15 protein-coding genes, 1 pseudogene and 1 riboswitch are annotated in these 16,419 nt (G+C 69.0%); of the genes and pseudogenes, 12 read left to right on the plus strand and 4 right to left on the minus strand.

What is annotated here, in order from left to right:
- From RSW2DRAFT_RS11690 to cobO, 3 genes are read right to left on the minus strand one after another with little or no spacing between them, the layout of a single operon-like run.
- The gene (locus RSW2DRAFT_RS11690) at window positions 1-1,005 is read right to left on the minus strand and encodes a CobW family GTP-binding protein (protein ID WP_008031196.1); all 1,005 of its coding nucleotides are present in this window, start codon (window positions 1,003-1,005) and stop codon (window positions 1-3) included.
- A 16-nt stretch (window positions 1,006-1,021) separates the two neighbouring features.
- Window positions 1,022-2,476, minus strand: a complete 1,455-nt coding sequence (locus RSW2DRAFT_RS11695; RefSeq protein WP_008031198.1) for a cobyric acid synthase — start codon at window positions 2,474-2,476, stop codon at window positions 1,022-1,024.
- Window positions 2,476-3,114 (minus strand): cob(I)yrinic acid a,c-diamide adenosyltransferase, encoded by a 639-nt coding sequence (gene cobO / locus RSW2DRAFT_RS11700; protein ID WP_008031199.1) that lies wholly within the window; start codon window positions 3,112-3,114, stop codon window positions 2,476-2,478. The genes RSW2DRAFT_RS11695 and cobO overlap by 1 nt, the downstream gene beginning before the upstream one ends.
- Before the next feature lie 37 nt (window positions 3,115-3,151).
- A riboswitch (cobalamin riboswitch) is annotated at window positions 3,152-3,365 on the plus strand.
- Window positions 3,366-3,447: 82 nt separating this feature from the next.
- Here cobO and RSW2DRAFT_RS11705 point away from each other — a divergent pair.
- From RSW2DRAFT_RS11705 to cobJ, 7 genes and pseudogenes are all read left to right on the plus strand, one after another.
- Window positions 3,448-3,804: a DUF1636 family protein gene (locus tag RSW2DRAFT_RS11705; protein WP_008031202.1), complete on the plus strand. Its 357-nt coding sequence runs from the start codon at window positions 3,448-3,450 to the stop codon at window positions 3,802-3,804.
- A 4-nt stretch (window positions 3,805-3,808) separates the two neighbouring features.
- Complete coding sequence (cobW, locus tag RSW2DRAFT_RS11710) at window positions 3,809-4,843, plus strand: cobalamin biosynthesis protein CobW (protein WP_008031203.1); 1,035 nt, start codon at window positions 3,809-3,811, stop codon at window positions 4,841-4,843.
- A gap of 2 nt (window positions 4,844-4,845) precedes the next feature.
- Window positions 4,846-8,076, plus strand: a complete 3,231-nt coding sequence (gene cobN, locus RSW2DRAFT_RS11715; protein WP_008031206.1) for a cobaltochelatase subunit CobN — start codon at window positions 4,846-4,848, stop codon at window positions 8,074-8,076.
- Complete coding sequence (gene cobG, locus RSW2DRAFT_RS11720) at window positions 8,073-9,212, plus strand: precorrin-3B synthase (RefSeq protein ID WP_008031209.1); 1,140 nt, start codon at window positions 8,073-8,075, stop codon at window positions 9,210-9,212. Before cobN ends, cobG begins: the two co-directional genes overlap by 4 nt.
- Entirely contained in the window at window positions 9,212-9,841 is a 630-nt protein-coding gene (locus RSW2DRAFT_RS11725; protein WP_008031210.1) for a precorrin-8X methylmutase, read from the plus strand. The genes cobG and RSW2DRAFT_RS11725 overlap by 1 nt, the downstream gene beginning before the upstream one ends.
- A gap of 2 nt (window positions 9,842-9,843) precedes the next feature.
- Window positions 9,844-10,584 (plus strand): precorrin-2 C(20)-methyltransferase, encoded by a 741-nt coding sequence (cobI, locus tag RSW2DRAFT_RS11730; protein WP_008031212.1) that lies wholly within the window; start codon window positions 9,844-9,846, stop codon window positions 10,582-10,584.
- Window positions 10,581-11,316: pseudogene (gene cobJ, locus RSW2DRAFT_RS11735) on the plus strand (precorrin-3B C(17)-methyltransferase). Before cobI ends, cobJ begins: the two are co-directional and overlap by 4 nt.
- On the opposite strand, the gene RSW2DRAFT_RS11740 reads toward cobJ, so the two are convergent.
- A complete protein-coding gene (locus tag RSW2DRAFT_RS11740) occupies window positions 11,292-12,035 on the minus strand; it encodes a cobalt-precorrin-6A reductase (protein WP_040672096.1) in 744 nt (247 codons plus the stop codon). The pseudogene cobJ and the gene RSW2DRAFT_RS11740 overlap by 25 nt on opposite strands.
- Here RSW2DRAFT_RS11740 and RSW2DRAFT_RS11745 point away from each other — a divergent pair.
- The 5 genes from RSW2DRAFT_RS11745 to cobA all read left to right on the plus strand — a co-directional run bounded on the left by RSW2DRAFT_RS11745 (window position 12,034) and on the right by cobA (window position 16,396).
- Entirely contained in the window at window positions 12,034-13,221 is a 1,188-nt protein-coding gene (locus RSW2DRAFT_RS11745) for a bifunctional cobalt-precorrin-7 (C(5))-methyltransferase/cobalt-precorrin-6B (C(15))-methyltransferase (protein WP_008031218.1), read from the plus strand. The two genes, RSW2DRAFT_RS11740 and RSW2DRAFT_RS11745, sit on opposite strands and share 2 nt — an antisense overlap.
- A 124-nt stretch (window positions 13,222-13,345) precedes the next feature.
- Window positions 13,346-13,579, plus strand: coding sequence for a cobalamin biosynthesis protein (locus tag RSW2DRAFT_RS18765; protein ID WP_332250772.1), 234 nt, complete (start codon window positions 13,346-13,348; stop codon window positions 13,577-13,579).
- On the plus strand, window positions 13,576-14,358 hold the full coding sequence (gene cobM, locus RSW2DRAFT_RS11755; protein WP_008031221.1) for a precorrin-4 C(11)-methyltransferase: 783 nt from the start codon (window positions 13,576-13,578) through the stop codon (window positions 14,356-14,358). Before RSW2DRAFT_RS18765 ends, cobM begins: the two co-directional genes overlap by 4 nt.
- Window positions 14,355-15,665, plus strand: a complete 1,311-nt coding sequence (locus RSW2DRAFT_RS11760; RefSeq protein WP_008031223.1) for a cobyrinate a,c-diamide synthase — start codon at window positions 14,355-14,357, stop codon at window positions 15,663-15,665. The genes cobM and RSW2DRAFT_RS11760 overlap by 4 nt, the downstream gene beginning before the upstream one ends.
- Window positions 15,662-16,396, plus strand: coding sequence for a uroporphyrinogen-III C-methyltransferase (gene cobA, locus RSW2DRAFT_RS11765; RefSeq protein WP_008031225.1), 735 nt, complete (start codon window positions 15,662-15,664; stop codon window positions 16,394-16,396). Before RSW2DRAFT_RS11760 ends, cobA begins: the two co-directional genes overlap by 4 nt.
- The last annotated feature ends 23 nt before the right edge of the window (window positions 16,397-16,419 follow it).

Here is a 16,419-nt window from a genome sequence, read left to right on the forward strand (position 1 = left end):
TCAGGCGTCTATCTGCCGAAGCTCCGGCAGGAACGCCATCAGCATGACCGGCAGTTGATCCCGCCCCGGCCCAGATGCGATCACCACCACGCGGGTGTCGGAAACCCCTTCGGGCCATGCCTCCAGCGACCGTGGCGGGCTCATCAGGTGCTGCACCACGTGATAGACGCTGGGCGAAGCCTGCCCGGTCAGCCGCACGATGGCCTTCAGCCGCAACAGGTCCGGCCCGAAGCTGTGCTGCATCGCACCAATGGCCATTTCGATCACCCGCGACTCCAGCGGCTTGTCGGTGGTGAAGCCGAAGGCCGAGATCGAATCGCCGTGGCGATTGACGTTGTGAGGATGGTGATGGTGATGCGGCACGAACCGCAGCCAATCCTGCACCGCAGGCGGCTTGCCCGCAGGGTCGAAGGCCGCCAGCGAGAACACATCCTCCACCGCAACGGCATCCGCCAGCATCACCCGCGCATTCGGCGCCAGTGCTGCCAGCCGCTCGGCCAGATCGGCAGGCTCTGCCAGATCGGTTTTCGAGATCACCAGCAGGTCCGCCACCCCGACTTGCCGCAGCGCCTCGGGAAAGCGGTCCAGCGTCTCGGCAACCGAGGCCGCATCGACCACCGTCACCACGCCGTTCAGCGTGAAGGCCCCGAGCATGATGTCGTTGGCCATGAAGGCCTGCATCACCGGCGCCGGGTCTGCCAGCCCGGTGGTCTCGATCACCACGCGTGAGAAGCGCGGTCCAACACCCTGATCCGACTCGTCTTTCAGCCGCAGCAGGGTCAGGCGCACATCACCCGAAACCGTGCAGCACAGACAGCCGGTAGAGGTCGCAAAGGCCCGCTCGTCGCCGCCCTGCACCAGCCCGCCGTCGATATCAACGCTGCCGAATTCGTTGACGATCACCGCGGTGTCGCCAAAACCGGGCTGCGCCATCAGCCTGTTCAGCAGCGTGGTTTTCCCGGCGCCCAGAAAGCCGGTGAGGATGGTCACGGGGATGCGGGTCATCGCGGTTTTCCTTGTTTCAGCGCGCCAGGGCCAGCAGGCCCGGCACGTCCAGATGCGCCTCCAGATGGGCGGCCAGCGCGTCCAGCGTCGCCTCGACCCCGGCACTGTAGGCCAGGCCAGACGGCTGCGCCCCCAACTGCCGCAGAAAGGCGCTGCGAAAGCCGTCCTGCGCGAACATGCCGTGCAGATAGCTGCCGATGATCCGGCCATCAAGGCTGCAAGCCCCCTCAGGGGCACCTGCGACATGGGCAAAGGGCCGCGCACGGGCCGGGCCTTCGGTGCGACCGATATGGATCTCATAACCCTCCATCGCCGTGCCCGTGGCCGCATGCACCGCTTGCGTGCGGGTCAGCCGCTTGTCGGGCGTCATCAGCGTCTCCACCTCCAGCAAGCCAAGGCCCGGGGTTTCGCCCGGCGCACCCTCCAGCCCTTGCGGGTCGCGGATGACCTGCCCCAGCATCTGGTAGCCGCCACAGATGCCCAGCACCTGCCCGCCACGCCGCACGTGTGCTGCAAGATCAATGTCCCAGCCCTGCGCCCGCAGGTAGGCCAGATCGCCGCGAGTGGATTTGCTGCCCGGAATGATCACCAGATCGGTATCGCCGGGAATCGCCTGCCCGGCGCCGATCATCCGCAAACTGACCCCCGGTTCCTGCGCCAGCGGGTCGAGATCGTCGAAATTGGCAATCCGCGACAGCGCCAGACAGGCCACCTTGAAAGCACCGCTGCCACCACCCTTCGGCAGGTCCAGCGCATCCTCGGCAGGCAGGCGCGAGGCGGCGTCAAAGAACGGCAGCACGCCGAAACCATGCCAGCCGGTCTGCGCCGCGATCAGCCGATAGCCCTCATCAAACAGACGAGGATCTCCGCGGAACTTGTTGATCAGAAAGCCTGAAATCATCGCGGCATCCAAAGGGTCCAGCACTACCTTGGTGCCCACCATCTGCGCGATCACTCCGCCACGGTCGATGTCGCCCACCAGCATCACCGGGCAATCGGCGGCGCGGGCAAAGCCCATGTTGGCAATGTCACCGGCGCGCAGGTTGACCTCGGCAGGCGACCCCGCGCCTTCAACGACCACCAGATCCACCCCCGCCTTCAGCCGCGCGAAACTGTCCAGCACCGGCGCCATCAGGCTGGGCTTCAGTGCCGCATAGTCGCGCGCCTTCACCGTGGCCAACCGCCGCCCCTGCACCACCACCTGCGCGCCCATCTCGGATTCAGGCTTCAGCAGCACCGGGTTCATGTCGGTATGCGGCGCCAGCCCGCAGGCCAAAGCCTGCAACGCCTGCGCCCGACCGATCTCGCCACCATCCGCCGTCACCGCGGCATTGTTCGACATGTTCTGCGGCTTGAACGGCGCCACTTGCAAGCCACGCACCTTAGCTGCGCGGCACAACCCAGCCACCAGCAAGGATTTTCCGACATTCGACCCGGCGCCCTGGATCATCAGCGCCTTGCCGCCGGGCATCAGAACTCCACCCCCTTCTGCGCCTTGATGCCCGATCGGAACGGATGCTTCAGCAGCGTCATCTCGGTGGCAAGGTCGGCCAGTTCGATCAACGCCTCGGGCGCATTGCGCCCGGTCAGCACCACATGGGTCAGCGGCGGTTTCTCCTCGCGCAGGAACCGCACCACCTCGGCCACGTCCAGATAGTCATAGCGCAGGGCGATGTTGATCTCGTCCAGCAGCACGAAGCGGATCGTGGGGTCCAGGATCAGCGCCTTGGCCTTCGCCCACCCCGCCTGCGCCGCCGCGATATCGCGGGCGCGGTCCTGGGTTTCCCAGGTAAACCCCTCGCCCATGGCGTGAAACTGGCACAGATCCGCGAAATGCGCCTCGATCAGCCGCCGCTCGCCGGTGTCCCAGGCGCCCTTGATGAACTGCACCACGGCGCAGGGCATCTGATGCGCGATGCAGCGCAGAATCATCCCGAAGCCCGAGGACGACTTGCCCTTGCCCGCCCCGGTCAGCACGATCACCAGGCCCTTTTCGCCCTCCTTAGTCGCCATGATCTTGTCGCGCGCGGCTTTTTTCTTGGCCATCTTGCTGGCGTGACGCGCCTCAAGGCTGATCGCGGCGGGGGGCGTGTCGCTGGTGTCTGGCATATGACGTTCCTCATCCTTGACATGGGCGGCAAGCTGCCTCAGGACAGGCGGCGCTGGTGCCTGTGGTATGACAGGCGAAGAGGGAATGCGACAGGGTTTGCGACCATGCGGGTCGGAAACGCGAAGCGCAGCCGCCCCCGCGACCGTGACCGGAGAGGCCCCGTTGCCACTGACCGCAAGGTTGGGAAGGCGGGGGCCGGGGGGAAACCCGCTCTGCAAGCCGGGAGACCTGCCAGCGCCGATGTTTCACGGGCGGACGGGGTGTTCCGCGACCGGGTGGCAGCCATGGTTGCCTCTGGCGCTTTCCCCGTTCGGCCACAGCCGGATTGCGCGATGCCAAGGGCCGTTCTGCATGTCTGCACCACCTGCCGCCGCGGCGACCCCGTAGAGGACGCCCCGCGCCCCGGTGCGCTGCTGCTGGCAGCATTGCAGGCGGAAGGCCTGCCCGAGGGGGTGGAGTTGCGCGGCGTCGAGTGTCTGTCGGCCTGTTCGAATGGCTGCGCCGTGGCGCTTTCGGCGGCGGGCAAGTGGTCCTATGTCTATGGCAACCTCGATCCCGTGTTGCACGCCCCCGCCATTCTTGAGGGTGCCGCCGCCTATGCGCAGGCCGCCGATGGGCTGGTGCCCTGGCGGCAACGCCCCGAAATTTTCCGCAAACAAAGCCTCGCCCGTATACCGCCACAGGAGTAAGCCCATGACCAACCTTGCAAAAATCCCCGTGACGGTGATCACCGGCTTTCTTGGTGCCGGCAAGACTACGCTGATCCGGCACCTGATGGCCAACCCGCAGGGCAAGCGGCTGGCGGTGCTGGTCAACGAGTTCGGCACGCTGGGGGTGGATGGCGACATCCTTAAATCCTGCGCCGATGCCAACTGCCCCGCCGAGAACATTGTGGAGCTTGCCAACGGCTGCATCTGCTGCACGGTGGCGGACGAGTTCATCCCGACAATTCAGGCGCTTATGGCGCTGCCTTCACGTCCCGACCACATCCTGATCGAAACCTCTGGTCTGGCGCTGCCGAAGCCCTTGCTGAAGGCCTTCGACTGGCCCGCCATCCGCTCGCAGATCACCGTTGACGGGGTGATTGCGCTGGCCGATGCCGAGGCGGTGGCGGCGGGACGGTTTGCGCCGGACGTGGCGGCGGTGGATGCCCAGCGTTTGGCCGACCCCGGTCTGGACCATGAAACCCCGCTTTCGGAGGTGTTCGAGGATCAGATCGCCTGTGCCGATATCGTGCTGCTGTCCAAGGCTGACCTCGCGGGCGAGGCCGGCGTAGCCGCCGCCCGCGCGGTGATCGAGGCGGAAAGCCCGCGCCGCCTGCCGATTCTGGCGATGACCGATGGCATCATCGACCCGCGGCTGGTGCTGGGGTTGAACGCGGCGGCCGAGGATGACATTGCTTCGCGTCCCTCGCATCATGACGGACACGACGACCATGAGCATGACTATTTCCTGAGCGTTGTCATGGAATTGCCAGAGGTTGTTGACGTGGATGCCTTGCAGGTGGCGATCCAGCGACTGGCGCAGGAGCAGAAGATTTTGCGGGTGAAGGGCTATGTCGCGGTGGCGGGCAAGCCGATGCGGCTGCTGGTGCAGGCGGTCGGCGCCCGGGTGCGGGTGCAATACGACCGGCCCTGGGGCAGCGAGGCGCGGCAAACTCGGCTGGTGGTGATCGCTGAACAGGCCGACATCGACATTTCCGCGATCCGGGTTGTGCTGGAGGGCTGAACTTGCACATCGTCTACCGCGAAAGCCACGGGCTGGAGGAGACCGACACGCCGTTCGACCTGGGGCAAACCCCGGCCGATCTGGTGGTGCTGTCGTTTTCCGACAGCGACCTTGGGGCTTTTGCGGCGGGCTGGCAGCGCGGGCGCGACAGTCTTCCCAGCCTGCGGTTGGCCAATCTGGTGGCACTGCGGCATCCGCTTTCGGTGGATACGTATTCTGAATCAGTGCTTTGCCGCGCGAAAGGCATCCTGATCCGGCTGATCGGCGGCGAAAGTTATTGGGCTTACGGGCTGGCGCAGGTGCAGGATATGGCGCGCAGGCTGGGCATTGCGCTGGCGGTGCTGCCTGCCGACGGGCGCGAGGATGCGCGGCTGGATCAGCTTTCCACCCTGCCGGTTTCGACCCTGCGGCGGCTTTCGGCGCTGTGCGATGCCGGGGGGGCGGTCGCGGCGCAGGCGGCTTTGGCGCAACTTTCGCTGGCGGCGGGGCTGTATGCCGGGCCGGTGCCGGGCGACAAGACCGTGACCGATTGCGGCTGGTATGATCCGGCGCGCGGCGTGGTTGCGGGGCCATCGGGCGACGGTCCGGCGGCAGCGGTGGTGTTCTACCGCAGCTATCTGACCGCCGCCGACACCGGCCCGGTGGATGCGCTGATCGACGGCTTGCGGGCGCGGGGGTTCAACGCCATCGGGCTGTTTGCGCCCTCGCTGAAGGCGGCGGGGGCCGGGGAATGGCTGAAAGGGGCGCTCGCTGCGCTCGCGCCAGTGACGATCCTCAACGCTACCGCTTTTTCGGGGCGTGGCGCGGATGGCAGCAGCCCGCTGGATGGCCCCGGCTGCCCGGTGTTCCAGGTGGCGCTGTCAACCGCCCGCAGGCGCGACTGGGCCTCGGCGGATCGCGGTTTGTCACCCGCCGATCTGGCGATGCACGTCGTGCTGCCCGAGGTGGACGGCCGGATTTTCGCCGGTGTCGCCAGCTTCAAATCGCCCGGCAAGCGCGACCCGGACCTGCAGTTTTCCCGCTTTGCCCACCGCGCCGATGCCGGGCGGGTTGCCACCATTCTGGACCGGGTGGAGGGCTGGCACCGCCTGGCCCGCACGCCCGCGCCGCAGCGGCAGGTGGCGCTGGTGCTGTCCACCTATCCCGGCAAGGCGCATCAACTGGCGCATGCCGTGGGGCTGGATGCCCTGGCCTCGCTGGAGGCGATCCTGCTTCATCTGAAGTCTGAGGATTATGCCGTAACCACTTGCAATAAAGCGGGTAAGTTGCTTCTCACTGAAACATCAAGCTGGCCACTGACCGACTATCTCGCTGCGCTGAAATCCCTGCCGGAAACCCTGCAAGCGGCGCTGCAAGCCGCCTGGGGTGCGCCTGCCACCGACCCTGCCTGCCGCGATGGCGCCTTCCATTTCGCCGCCCTGCGCCGGGGCAACGCCCTGGTGGCGCTGCAACCCGAGCGCGGCGAGGTGGCCAGCCGGGACGGCGACTACCACGACCTGTCGCGCACGCCGCGCCATGCCTATGTCGCCTTCTACCTGTGGCTGCGCGCGCAAGGCATCCATGCGCTGATTCACATTGGCGCGCATGGCACGCTGGAATGGCTGCCGGGGAAATCTGTTGCGTTGTCAGACGTTTGCTGGCCGGAAGTGTTGTGCGGCCCCTTGCCGGTGATCTACCCGTTCATCGTCAACGACCCCGGCGAGGCGGCGCAGGCCAAGCGGCGCATCGGGGCGGTGACGCTGGGGCATCTGCCGCCCGCCATGGCCGCCTCGGCGGTGCCGGAAGGCCTGCACCGGCTGGAGCGGTTGTTGGACGAATACTCCACCGCCGATGGGCTTGACCCCAGCCGCCGCGACCGTCTGATTGCCGACATCCGCAATGAGGCGAAGGCGGCAGGGGTGGAGGACGATCTGGCCCTGCCCGCCAATGCCAGTGCCGCCGAGGCGATCACCCGCATCGACCGCTTTGTCTGCGACATCAAGGAAAGCCAGTTCGGCGACGGGTTGCATGTCTATGGTCAGGGTGCCGGGGAAATGCAGGGCCTCAGCATGGCTTTGGCGGGCAAGCGGGTGGCGGCGGGGCCGGCGGGTTCGCCCTATCGCGGGCGGGCGGACGTGCTGCCCACGGGGCGCAATCTCTATTCGGTCGATCCGCGGGCGGTGCCGTCGCGCGGGGCGCATGCGCAGGGGGTGAAGCTGGCCGAGGAGCTGCTGCGGCGGCATCTGCAGGATCAGGGCGACTGGCCGCGCGGGCTGGTGATCGACCTTTGGGGCTCGGCGTCGATGCGCACGGCGGGCGAGGAATTTGCCATGGCGCTGCATCTGGCGGGGCTGGCGCCGGTCTGGGATGCGGGGTCGGACCGGGTGTCGGGGTTTGAAATCGTACCGCTGGCCTTGCTGGGGCGGCCAAGGATCGACGTGACGCTGCGGGTTTCCGGCCTGTTCCGCGACATCTTTCCGGGGCTGGCGCAGATGTTCGAGGCCGGGGCGGCGGCTTTGGCGGAACGCGAGGAAGCCGCCGACGACAACCCCTATACCCTGCGCATCAACCGGGTGTTTGGTCCGAAACCGGGGCTTTACGGGCTGGGCATGGGCGAATCGCTGGAGGATTACAGTGCCGAGGGCCGGGCGGCGGCGGGCGAGGCCTGGTTGAAGGGCAGCGAATGGGCGATTGATGCGCAGGGCGTGGCAACCCCGGCGCGGGCGGCTTTGGAGGCGCGACTGCGGACCGCCGACGGCTTTGCCCATGTACAGGATCTGGCGGAAACCGATCTGCTGCTGGCCTCGGACTATGCCGCCCATGAAGGCGGCTTTGCCGCTGCCGTGGCGCGGCTGGGCGGGGCGGAACCCGCGCTTTACCATCTGGATACCAGCAAATCCGCCCCGCAGGCCCGAACCGTGGCCGAGGAGATTGCAAGGGTGGTTCGGGCGCGGGCGGCCAATCCGCTCTGGGCCGACGGCATGATGCGGCATGGTTTCCGTGGGGCGGCAGAACTGGCGGCAACGCTGGACCATCTGGCGGCTTTCGCGCATCTGACCCGCGCGGTGCCGCCGCATCTGTTTGATCTTTATCACGAAGCCACGCTGGGGCGGGCCGATCTGGTGGATTTCATGGAAGCCGAAAACCCCGGCGCGCTGGCGGCGATGCAGGCGCGGTTTGCCGCCCTGCGCGACGCCGGGCTGTGGATCACCCGGCGCAACTCGATCGCCGCGGCGATGGAGGCGGGGGCATGAGCGCGCCGGTGATCCAAGGCTGGTGCCCCGGCGCGTTGCGGCCGATGGCGTCGGGCGACGGGCTGGTGGTGCGGGTGCGCCCCCGCGGCGGGCGGCTTGAACCGGCGCAGGCGGCGGGGATTGCGGCGCTGTCCCGCGCTCATGGCAACGGGGTGATCGACCTTTCGGCGCGGGCCAATGTGCAATTGCGCGGTGTGACCGAGGCCAGCCATGGGCCGCTGCTCGAGGGGTTGCGGGCGCTGGGGTTGCTCGACGAAAGCATTGCCGCCGAGACCCGCCGCAACATCGTGGTGACGCCTTTCTGGGACGCCGGGGATGGCACGCAGGCCTTGGCGCAGGCGCTGGCAAAGGCGTTGGCGCCGGACGCCCCGGCCCTGCCCGGCAAGTTCGGCTTTGCCGTGGATACCGGCGCCACTCCGGTGCTGCGCGGCACGGCGGCGGATATAAGGCTGGAATGTAGCGCGGAGGGGCGGTTGCTGGTGAGGGCGGATGGGGCTTCAACCGGCGCCAACGTGACACCCGAAACCGCCGCCGAGACTGCCCTGCATCTGGCGCGCTGGTTCGTTGAAAGTGGTGGCATTTCCGAAAGCCGAGGCCGGATGGCGGCGCACCTGGCGCGGGGGGCGGTGTTGCCGGGGGTGTTTCGGGAAGCCGAGGCTTTGCCGCCGGGGGAACTCCCGCAGTTTGCGCCGGGCACCGTTCCGCAGGGCCAGCTTGTCGGCTTTGCCTTCGGCCAGATGCAGGCGGAAACCCTTGCGGCGCTGGCGGGCCTCTGGCCGCTGCGGGTCACGCCTTGGCGGATGCTGCTGATTGAAGGGCTGCGGGGCACGCCTGCCCTGCCCGGCCTGATCACCGACGCGCATGACCCGCTGCTGCGGGTGATTGCCTGCACCGGCGCGCCGGGCTGCCCGCAGGCTTTGCAGCCCACAAGGCCCCTCGCGCGGGCGCTGGCGGCGCATGTGCCGTCGGGGCAGATGCTGCATGTCTCGGGCTGCGCCAAGGCCTGCGCCCATCCGGGGCAAGGCCCGGTGACGCTGCTGGCCGAAGCGGGCGGTTTCCGCCATGGCGCCACAGGCCCTGCCCTTTCCGCCAAGGCTCTGCTAGAGCGCCCGCAAACCCTGTTCGAGGCCCCGTGATGCCGCATGTCTACGAAACCGATGGCGCCGCCATCTACCTGCAAAGCTTTGCCATGATCCGGGCCGAGGCCGATCTGGCGCGCTTCACCCCCGAGGAGGAAGTGGTGGTGGTGCGGATGATCCATGCGGCGGGGATGGTCGGGCTGGAGGCCCATGTCCGCTTCACCCCCGGCATGGCGATTGCCGCCCGGGCGGCGCTGGAGGCCGGGGCGCCGATCCTGTGCGATGTGCGGATGGTCTCCGAAGGCATCACCCGGTCGCGGCTGCCTGCGGGCAACCAGATCATCAGCACGCTGCAAGACCCGCGGGTGCCGGACATGGCCAAGGCGATGGGCAACACCCGGTCGGCGGCGGCGCTGGAGCTGTGGCGGCCGCATCTGCAAGGCGCGGTGGTGGCGATCGGCAACGCGCCGACGGCCCTGTTCCACCTGCTGAACATGCTGCAAGACCCGGCCTGCCCGCGGCCTGCGGCGATCATCGGCTGCCCGGTGGGGTTTGTCGGGGCCGCCGAATCCAAGGCCGCCTTGATGCAGGATGCCCCGGCACCGTCAATGATCGTCGAGGGCAGGCTGGGTGGGTCGGCCATCACCGTGGCGGCGGTCAACGCCCTTGCCAGCCGGAAGGAATAGCCATGGCCCGCGTCATCTGCACCGGCCTTGGCCCCGGCGACCCCGACCTGATGGCGGTGCGTTCGGATCGGCTGATCCGGGCGGCGGACCAGATCGCCTATTTCCGCAAGGCCGGGCGGGCGGGGCAAGCGCGGCGGATCGTCGAGGGGATGCTGGCGCCGCAAGCCGTCGAACATGCGATGGAATACCCGGTCACCACCGAACTGCCCTTCGACAGCCCGGAATACAACGACGCGCTGGCGCGGTTCTATGACGGCTGGGCCGACCGGCTGGTGGCGCTGCCCGGCGAGGTGGTGGTGCTGTGCGAGGGCGATCCGTTCTTCTACGGCAGTTTCATGCACCTTTATACCCGGCTGCAGGGCCGCACCGAGGTGCAGGTGGTGCCCGGCATCACCGGCATGGCCGGCTGCTGGCACGCCACCGGCACGCCGATCACCTGGGGCGACGATGTGCTGTCGGTGCTGATGGGCACCCTGCCCGAGGAGGCGCTGGTGGACCACATGGCGCGGGCCGAGGCGCTGGTGGTGATGAAAACCGGGCGCAACCTGCCGAAGGTGCGCCGCGCGCTGGAACGCTCCGGGCGGCTGGCCGATGCCTGGCTGGTGGAAAACGGCACCATGCCGGGGCAGAAGGTGCGGCGGCTGGCGGAAGTGGCAGGCGAGGACTGCCCGTATTTCGCCATCGTGCTGGTGCATGGCCATGGCCGCCGACCTGAAGCACTCGGGCCAGAGGTGGCCCCATGACCGGCTGGCTGGTGATTGCGGGCCTCGGGCCGGGGTCGGATGCCATGGTGACGCCCGAGGTTTCTCAGGCCTTGGCCGAGGCGACCGATGTGGTGGGCTATATCCCCCTATGTTGCCCGCGTCGCGCCGCGTGCGGGACTGACCCTGCACCCTTCCGACAACCGGGTGGAACTGGACCGCGCGTCCCATGCCTTGCAGATGGCCGCCGAGGGGCGCCGCGTCGTGGTGGTATCGTCCGGCGATCCGGGGGTGTTTGCCATGGCCTCGGCGGTGTTCGAGGCGCTGGAAGCCCTGCCGCAATATCAGGGCCTTGATATCCGCGTGCTGCCCGGCATCACCGCGATGCTGGCGGCAGCGGCGGCGGCGGGGGCGCCCTTGGGGCATGATTTCTGCTGCATCAACCTGAGCGACAACCTCAAGCCCTTCGCCGTGCTGGAGCATCGCTTGCGGCTGGCGGCGCAGGCCGATTTCGCCATGGCCTTCTACAACCCGCGCTCGGCCAGCCGCCCGCATCAGTTTGCCCGCGTGCTGGAAATCCTGCGCGAAGAATGTGAACCCGAACGCCTGATCACCTTCGCCCGCGCGGTTTCCACCCCCGAACAGCGGCTGCTGACCGTCACGCTGGCCGAGGCCACGCCGGAGATGGCCGACATGCGCACCGTGGTCTTGCTGGGCAACTCCGCCACCCGCCGCGTGGCAGACCACGTCTATACCCCGAGGTCGGTGCCATGAAGCCAGGCCAGCACCGCGTCCAGCGTCTCGGCCACCTGCCGTGCCGGCAGATCGGGGCGGCGGATCAGGATCACCGGCAGGTGCAGCGCCCGGGCGGCGTCCAGTTTGGCGCGCGCGCCGCTGCCACCGGCGTTCTTGGCGACGATATGGCTGATGGCATGCGATTTCAGCAGCGCGAGGTCATCGTGCAGGGTGAACGGCCCGCGGGCGATCAGCGCCGCGGCATCGGGCAGTGGCAGGCTTTGCGGCGCATCGACCAGTCGCAGCAGGTAGTGGTGCTGCGGCTTGGCGGCAAAGTCGGTCAGGTGCTGCTTGCCGATGGCCAGAAACACCCGCGCCGGGGCGTCGGGCAAGGCGGCGACCGCCTCGGCAATGCCGGCAACCTCGCGCCAGTCGTCACCCGGCCCGGCGACCCAAGGGCTGCGCTGATAGGCCAGCAGCGGCGTGCCGGTGGCGGCGCAGGCTTGCACGGCGTTCCGGCTCATCTGGGCGGCAAAGGGGTGGGTGGCGTCGATCACATGGCTGATGGATTCGGCGCGCAGCCAGGCGGCCAGCCCCTCCGGCCCGCCAAAGCCGCCGATGCGGGTGGGCAAGGGCTGGGCAACTGGTGCTGCCGTGCGCCCGGCGTAGGAGAACACCGCATTGGTGCCCAGATGTGCCAGCGCGCGGGCAAGGCTGCTGGCTTCGGTGGTGCCGCCCAACAGAAGGACGCGTGTCATGGGTAAGTCCGTTTCGCCTTGGTTGACCCTGATCGGCATTGGCGAGGATGGACTGGCGGGCTTGTCGGATGCAAGCCGCGATGCGCTGGCCCGGGCCGAGGTGGTGTTCGGCGGCCCGCGGCATCTTGGCCTGGCGCAGGTGGGCGACCGGGGGCAGGCATGGCCGGTGCCGTTCTCGGTGGACCCGGTGCTGGCGTTGCGCGGGCGGGCCGTGGTGGTGCTGGCCTCGGGCGACCCGTTCTGGCATGGCGCGGGCGGGTCGTTGGTGGCGCATCTGGCGGCGGGGGAATGGCTGTCGCATCCCGCGCCTTCGGTGTTTGCGCTGGCCGCCAACCGGCTGGGCTGGAAGCTGGAGGAGACTCGCTGCATCGGGTTGCACGCAGCACCCTTTGCGCGGCTGGTGCCGGAGTTGGTGAATGGCGCGGGCGTGATCTGCACCCTGCGGGACGGGGCGGCGGCGGGCGAACTGGCGGCATGGCTGTGCGGCGCAGGCTTTGGCGGCTCGACGCTGTGGGTGCTGGAGGCTTTGGGCGGGCCGGACGAACGTGTCCGGCAGACCCGCGCGGACAGCTATGATCTGACCGATGTACGCGCGCCGGTGGCGCTGGCGATCCGGCCTTCCGGCACCGGGTTGCCGCGCACGCCGGGCCTGGCCGACGACAGCTTTGCCCATGACGGCCAGATCACCAAGGCGCCGGTGCGGGCGCTGACCCTCGCCTCTTTGGCACCGCGTCCGGGGGAATTGCTGTGGGATCTGGGGGCGGGGTCCGGCTCGATCTCGGTGGAATGGTGTCTGGCGGGGGGCAAGGCCGTGGCGGTGGAGCAGCGGGCTGACCGCTGCGCCAACATTGCCGCCAATGCCCTGAGGTTCGGCGTCGAGCATCGGTTGGTGCTGGTGCAGGCGGCCTCGCAGGACGCCCTGCCCGGCCTGCCCGCCCCGGATGCGGTGTTCATCGGTGGCGGCGCGGATGCGGCACTGCTGGCGGCGGTTTGGGATCAGCTTGCGCCCGGCGCGCGGCTGGTGGTCAACGGCGTGACGCTGGAGACCGAGGCTTTGCTGGCGGCATGGCACGCCGAAAAGGGCGGCGATCTGTTGCGGATCGAGTTGTCGCGGGCCGCTCCGCTGGGCCGGATGCGCGGCTGGGTGGCCGCAAGGCCGGTGGTGCAGTGGAGTGTGACGCGGTGAGGGTGGCGGGCTTCGGTTTCACCTCGCGCGCCACGGTGGCCTCGCTGCGCTCGGCGCTGGCTGCCGCCGGGGGGGCTCGGGCCTCGCGGCCCTCGCAGCGCCCGAGGACAAGCTGGGGGTGCCGTTGCGGGCGCTTGCGGTGGAACTGGGCCTGCCACTGCGGGCGGTGGCGCTGGGTGATCTGGATCAGCCGGTGCTGACCCGCGTGCCGCGCCAGCCTGCGCGTTATGGTGCGGGCAGCGTGGCCGAGGCTTCGGCGCTGGCGGCGGCTGGCAAAGGGGCGCGACTGATCGGGCCGCGGGCGGTGTCGGGCGACCGGCAGGCCACGGCGGCGATTGCGGAAAGGAATGGCGAATGACGGTGCATTTCATTGGCGCGGGCCCGGGGGCGGCGGACCTGATCACCCTGCGCGGGCGCGACCTGATCGCCGCCTGCCCGGTCTGCCTTTACGCAGGCTCGCTGGTGCCCGAGGCCTTGCTGGCGCATTGCCCGCCCGCCGCGCGCATCGTCAACACGGCGCCCTTGTCGCTGGACCAGATCATTGCCGAAATCGCCGCAGCCCATGCCGCGGGGCAGGATGTGGCGCGGCTCCATTCGGGCGACCTGTCGGTGTGGTCTGCGATGGGCGAGCAGTTGCGCCGGTTGCGTGCGCTGAACATCCCCTATGACGTGACCCCCGGCGTGCCGTCCTTTGCCGCCGCCGCCGCCGCCTTGGGGGCCGAACTGACGCTGCCCGGCGTGGCGCAATCGGTGATCCTGACCCGCACCTCGGGGCGGGCGACGGCGATGCCCCCGGGCGAGAACCTTGCCGCCTTTGCGGCCACCGGGGCGGTGCTGGCGATCCACCTGTCGGTGCATGTGCTTGAAAACGTTGTGGCGGACCTGACCCCGCACTATGGCGCCGATTGCCCGGTGGCGGTGGTCTGGCGCGCTTCCTGGCCCGATCAGCGCATCGTGCGCGCCACCCTTGGCACGCTGCAGACCGCCATCGGGGCCGAGATGGAGCGCACGGCGCTGATCCTGGTCGGCCCGTCGCTGGGGGATTCGGACTTCGCTGAAAGCCGCCTTTACGCTGGCGATTACGACCGCCGCTATCGCCCCATCGGCACCGCCCCGCGCTTTCCCGAGGCCAAATGATCCCGCCCGGCCTGATCATTTCCGCCCCTGCCTCGGGCATTGGCAAGACCACGCTGACGCTGGGGCTGCTGGCGGCGCTGCGGGCGCGCGGGCTGGTGGTGCAGCCGTTCAAGAGCGGGCCGGACTATATCGACCCGGCGTTTCATACGGCGGCCTCGGGGCGGGTGTCGGTCAATCTGGACACCTGGGCGATGCCTGCGGGGCGGATTGGCCAGTTGCTGGCGGCGGCAAAGGGGGCCGATCTGGTGCTGGCCGAAGGCTCGATGGGCCTCTTTGACGGCGTGGCGGCGACGGGCGAGACCGGCACCGGCGCGAGTGCCGATCTGGCGGCGCTGCTTGGCTGGCCGGTGGTGCTGGTGCTGGATGTCTCGGGTCAGGCGCAGTCGGCGGCGGCGGTGGCGCGGGGGTTTGCCACGATGCGGGCCGGGGTGACGGTGGCGGGCGTGGTGCTGAACCGGGTCGCCTCGCCCCGGCACGAGGCGCTGGTGCGGCATGGCATGGCGGCAGCGGGCATCACCGTGTTCGGCGCCCTGCCCCGGCAAGCCGCCCTCAGCCTGCCCGAGCGGCATCTGGGGCTGGTGCAGGCGCAGGAAAACCCCGATCTGGTGGGCGTGCTGGAGGCTTTGGGCGCTTTCATCACGACCCATATCGACCTCGACGCGCTGCTGGCCGCCGCCCGTCCAACGCAAGCGCCGCCCGCCAGCACCCACCGCACCCCCCCACCCGGCCAGCGCATCGCTTTGGCGCAGGACGCGGCGTTTTCCTTCATCTACCCGCATCTGCGGACCGACTGGCGGGCGCAGGGGGCGGAGGTTCTGCCGTTCTCGCCGCTGGCCGATCAGGCACCCGACCCCACCGCCGATGCCTGCTGGCTGCCCGGCGGCTACCCGGAACTGCACGCCGGTGCCTTGGCGGCGGCCAGCCATTTCCGCACCGGCCTGCAAGCCTTCGCCCAAACCCGCCCGGTGCATGGCGAGTGCGGCGGCTACATGGCGATGGGCGCGGCGCTGATCGACGCGCAGGGACAAGCCCATGAAATGGCTGGGCTTCTGGGCCTCGTCAGCAGCTTTGAAAAACGCAAGATGCACCTTGGCTACCGCCTGGCCACCCTTCACGCCCCGATCCCCGGCCTGCCCACCGGCAGCACCCTGCGCGGCCACGAGTTCCATTACTCCACCATCGTCACCCAGCCCGACGCCCCCTTGGCGCAGGTCACCGACGCCACCGGCACAACCGTGCTGGAAACCGGCTCCTATCGCGGCTATGCCACCGGCAGCTATTTCCACCTGATCGGTCCAGCAACATGAGCGGCTTTGTATCCTTCGTCTCCTCCGGCCCCGGCGACCCGGACCTGCTGACGCTGAAGGCCGTGGCCCGGCTGCAAGCCGCCGATGCGGTGCTGTTCGACGACCTGTCCTCGGGGCCAATTCTGGCCCATGCACGGCCCGGCGCCGATCTGGTGGGGGTCGGCAAACGCGCCGGTCGCCCCTCGCCCAAGCAGGATCACGTCAGCCGCCTGCTGGTGGATTATGCGAAAACCGGCGCCAGGGTGGTGCGGCTGAAATCCGGCGATGCCGGGATTTTCGGGCGTCTGGAGGAGGAAATCACCGCCCTGACCGCCGCCGGGATCGGCTACGAGATCATCCCCGGCGTCACCGCCGCCTCTGCCGCCGCCGCTGCTGCTGGCCTGCCGCTGACCCGCCGCCTGACCTCGCGCCGGGTGCAGTTCATCACCGGCGCCGATGTGACCGGCGAGCTGCCCGAGGGGCTGAACTTTGCGGCGCTGGCCGACCCCGCCGCCACCACCGTGGTCTATATGGGCAAACGCACCTTCGCGGACCTCGCCCGCAATCTCATCGCCCACGGCATGCCGCCCGACACCCCGGCGCTGCTGGCCCACGCGGTCTCGACCCCCGAGCAAAGCCTCGAACGCCATACCATCCATTCCCTTGCCACCCTGCTGCAAGGCGCGCAAAGCCAGACCCCGGCGCTGATCCTTTATGGCGCACTGGCCCCCGAGGTCGAAAGCCGCGCCTGACAGGCCGGGTTTACACTTGACCC

This window comes from Rhodobacter ferrooxidans (genome assembly GCF_000176015.1).
GTDB lineage: Bacteria > Pseudomonadota > Alphaproteobacteria > Rhodobacterales > Rhodobacteraceae > Pseudorhodobacter_B > Pseudorhodobacter_B ferrooxidans.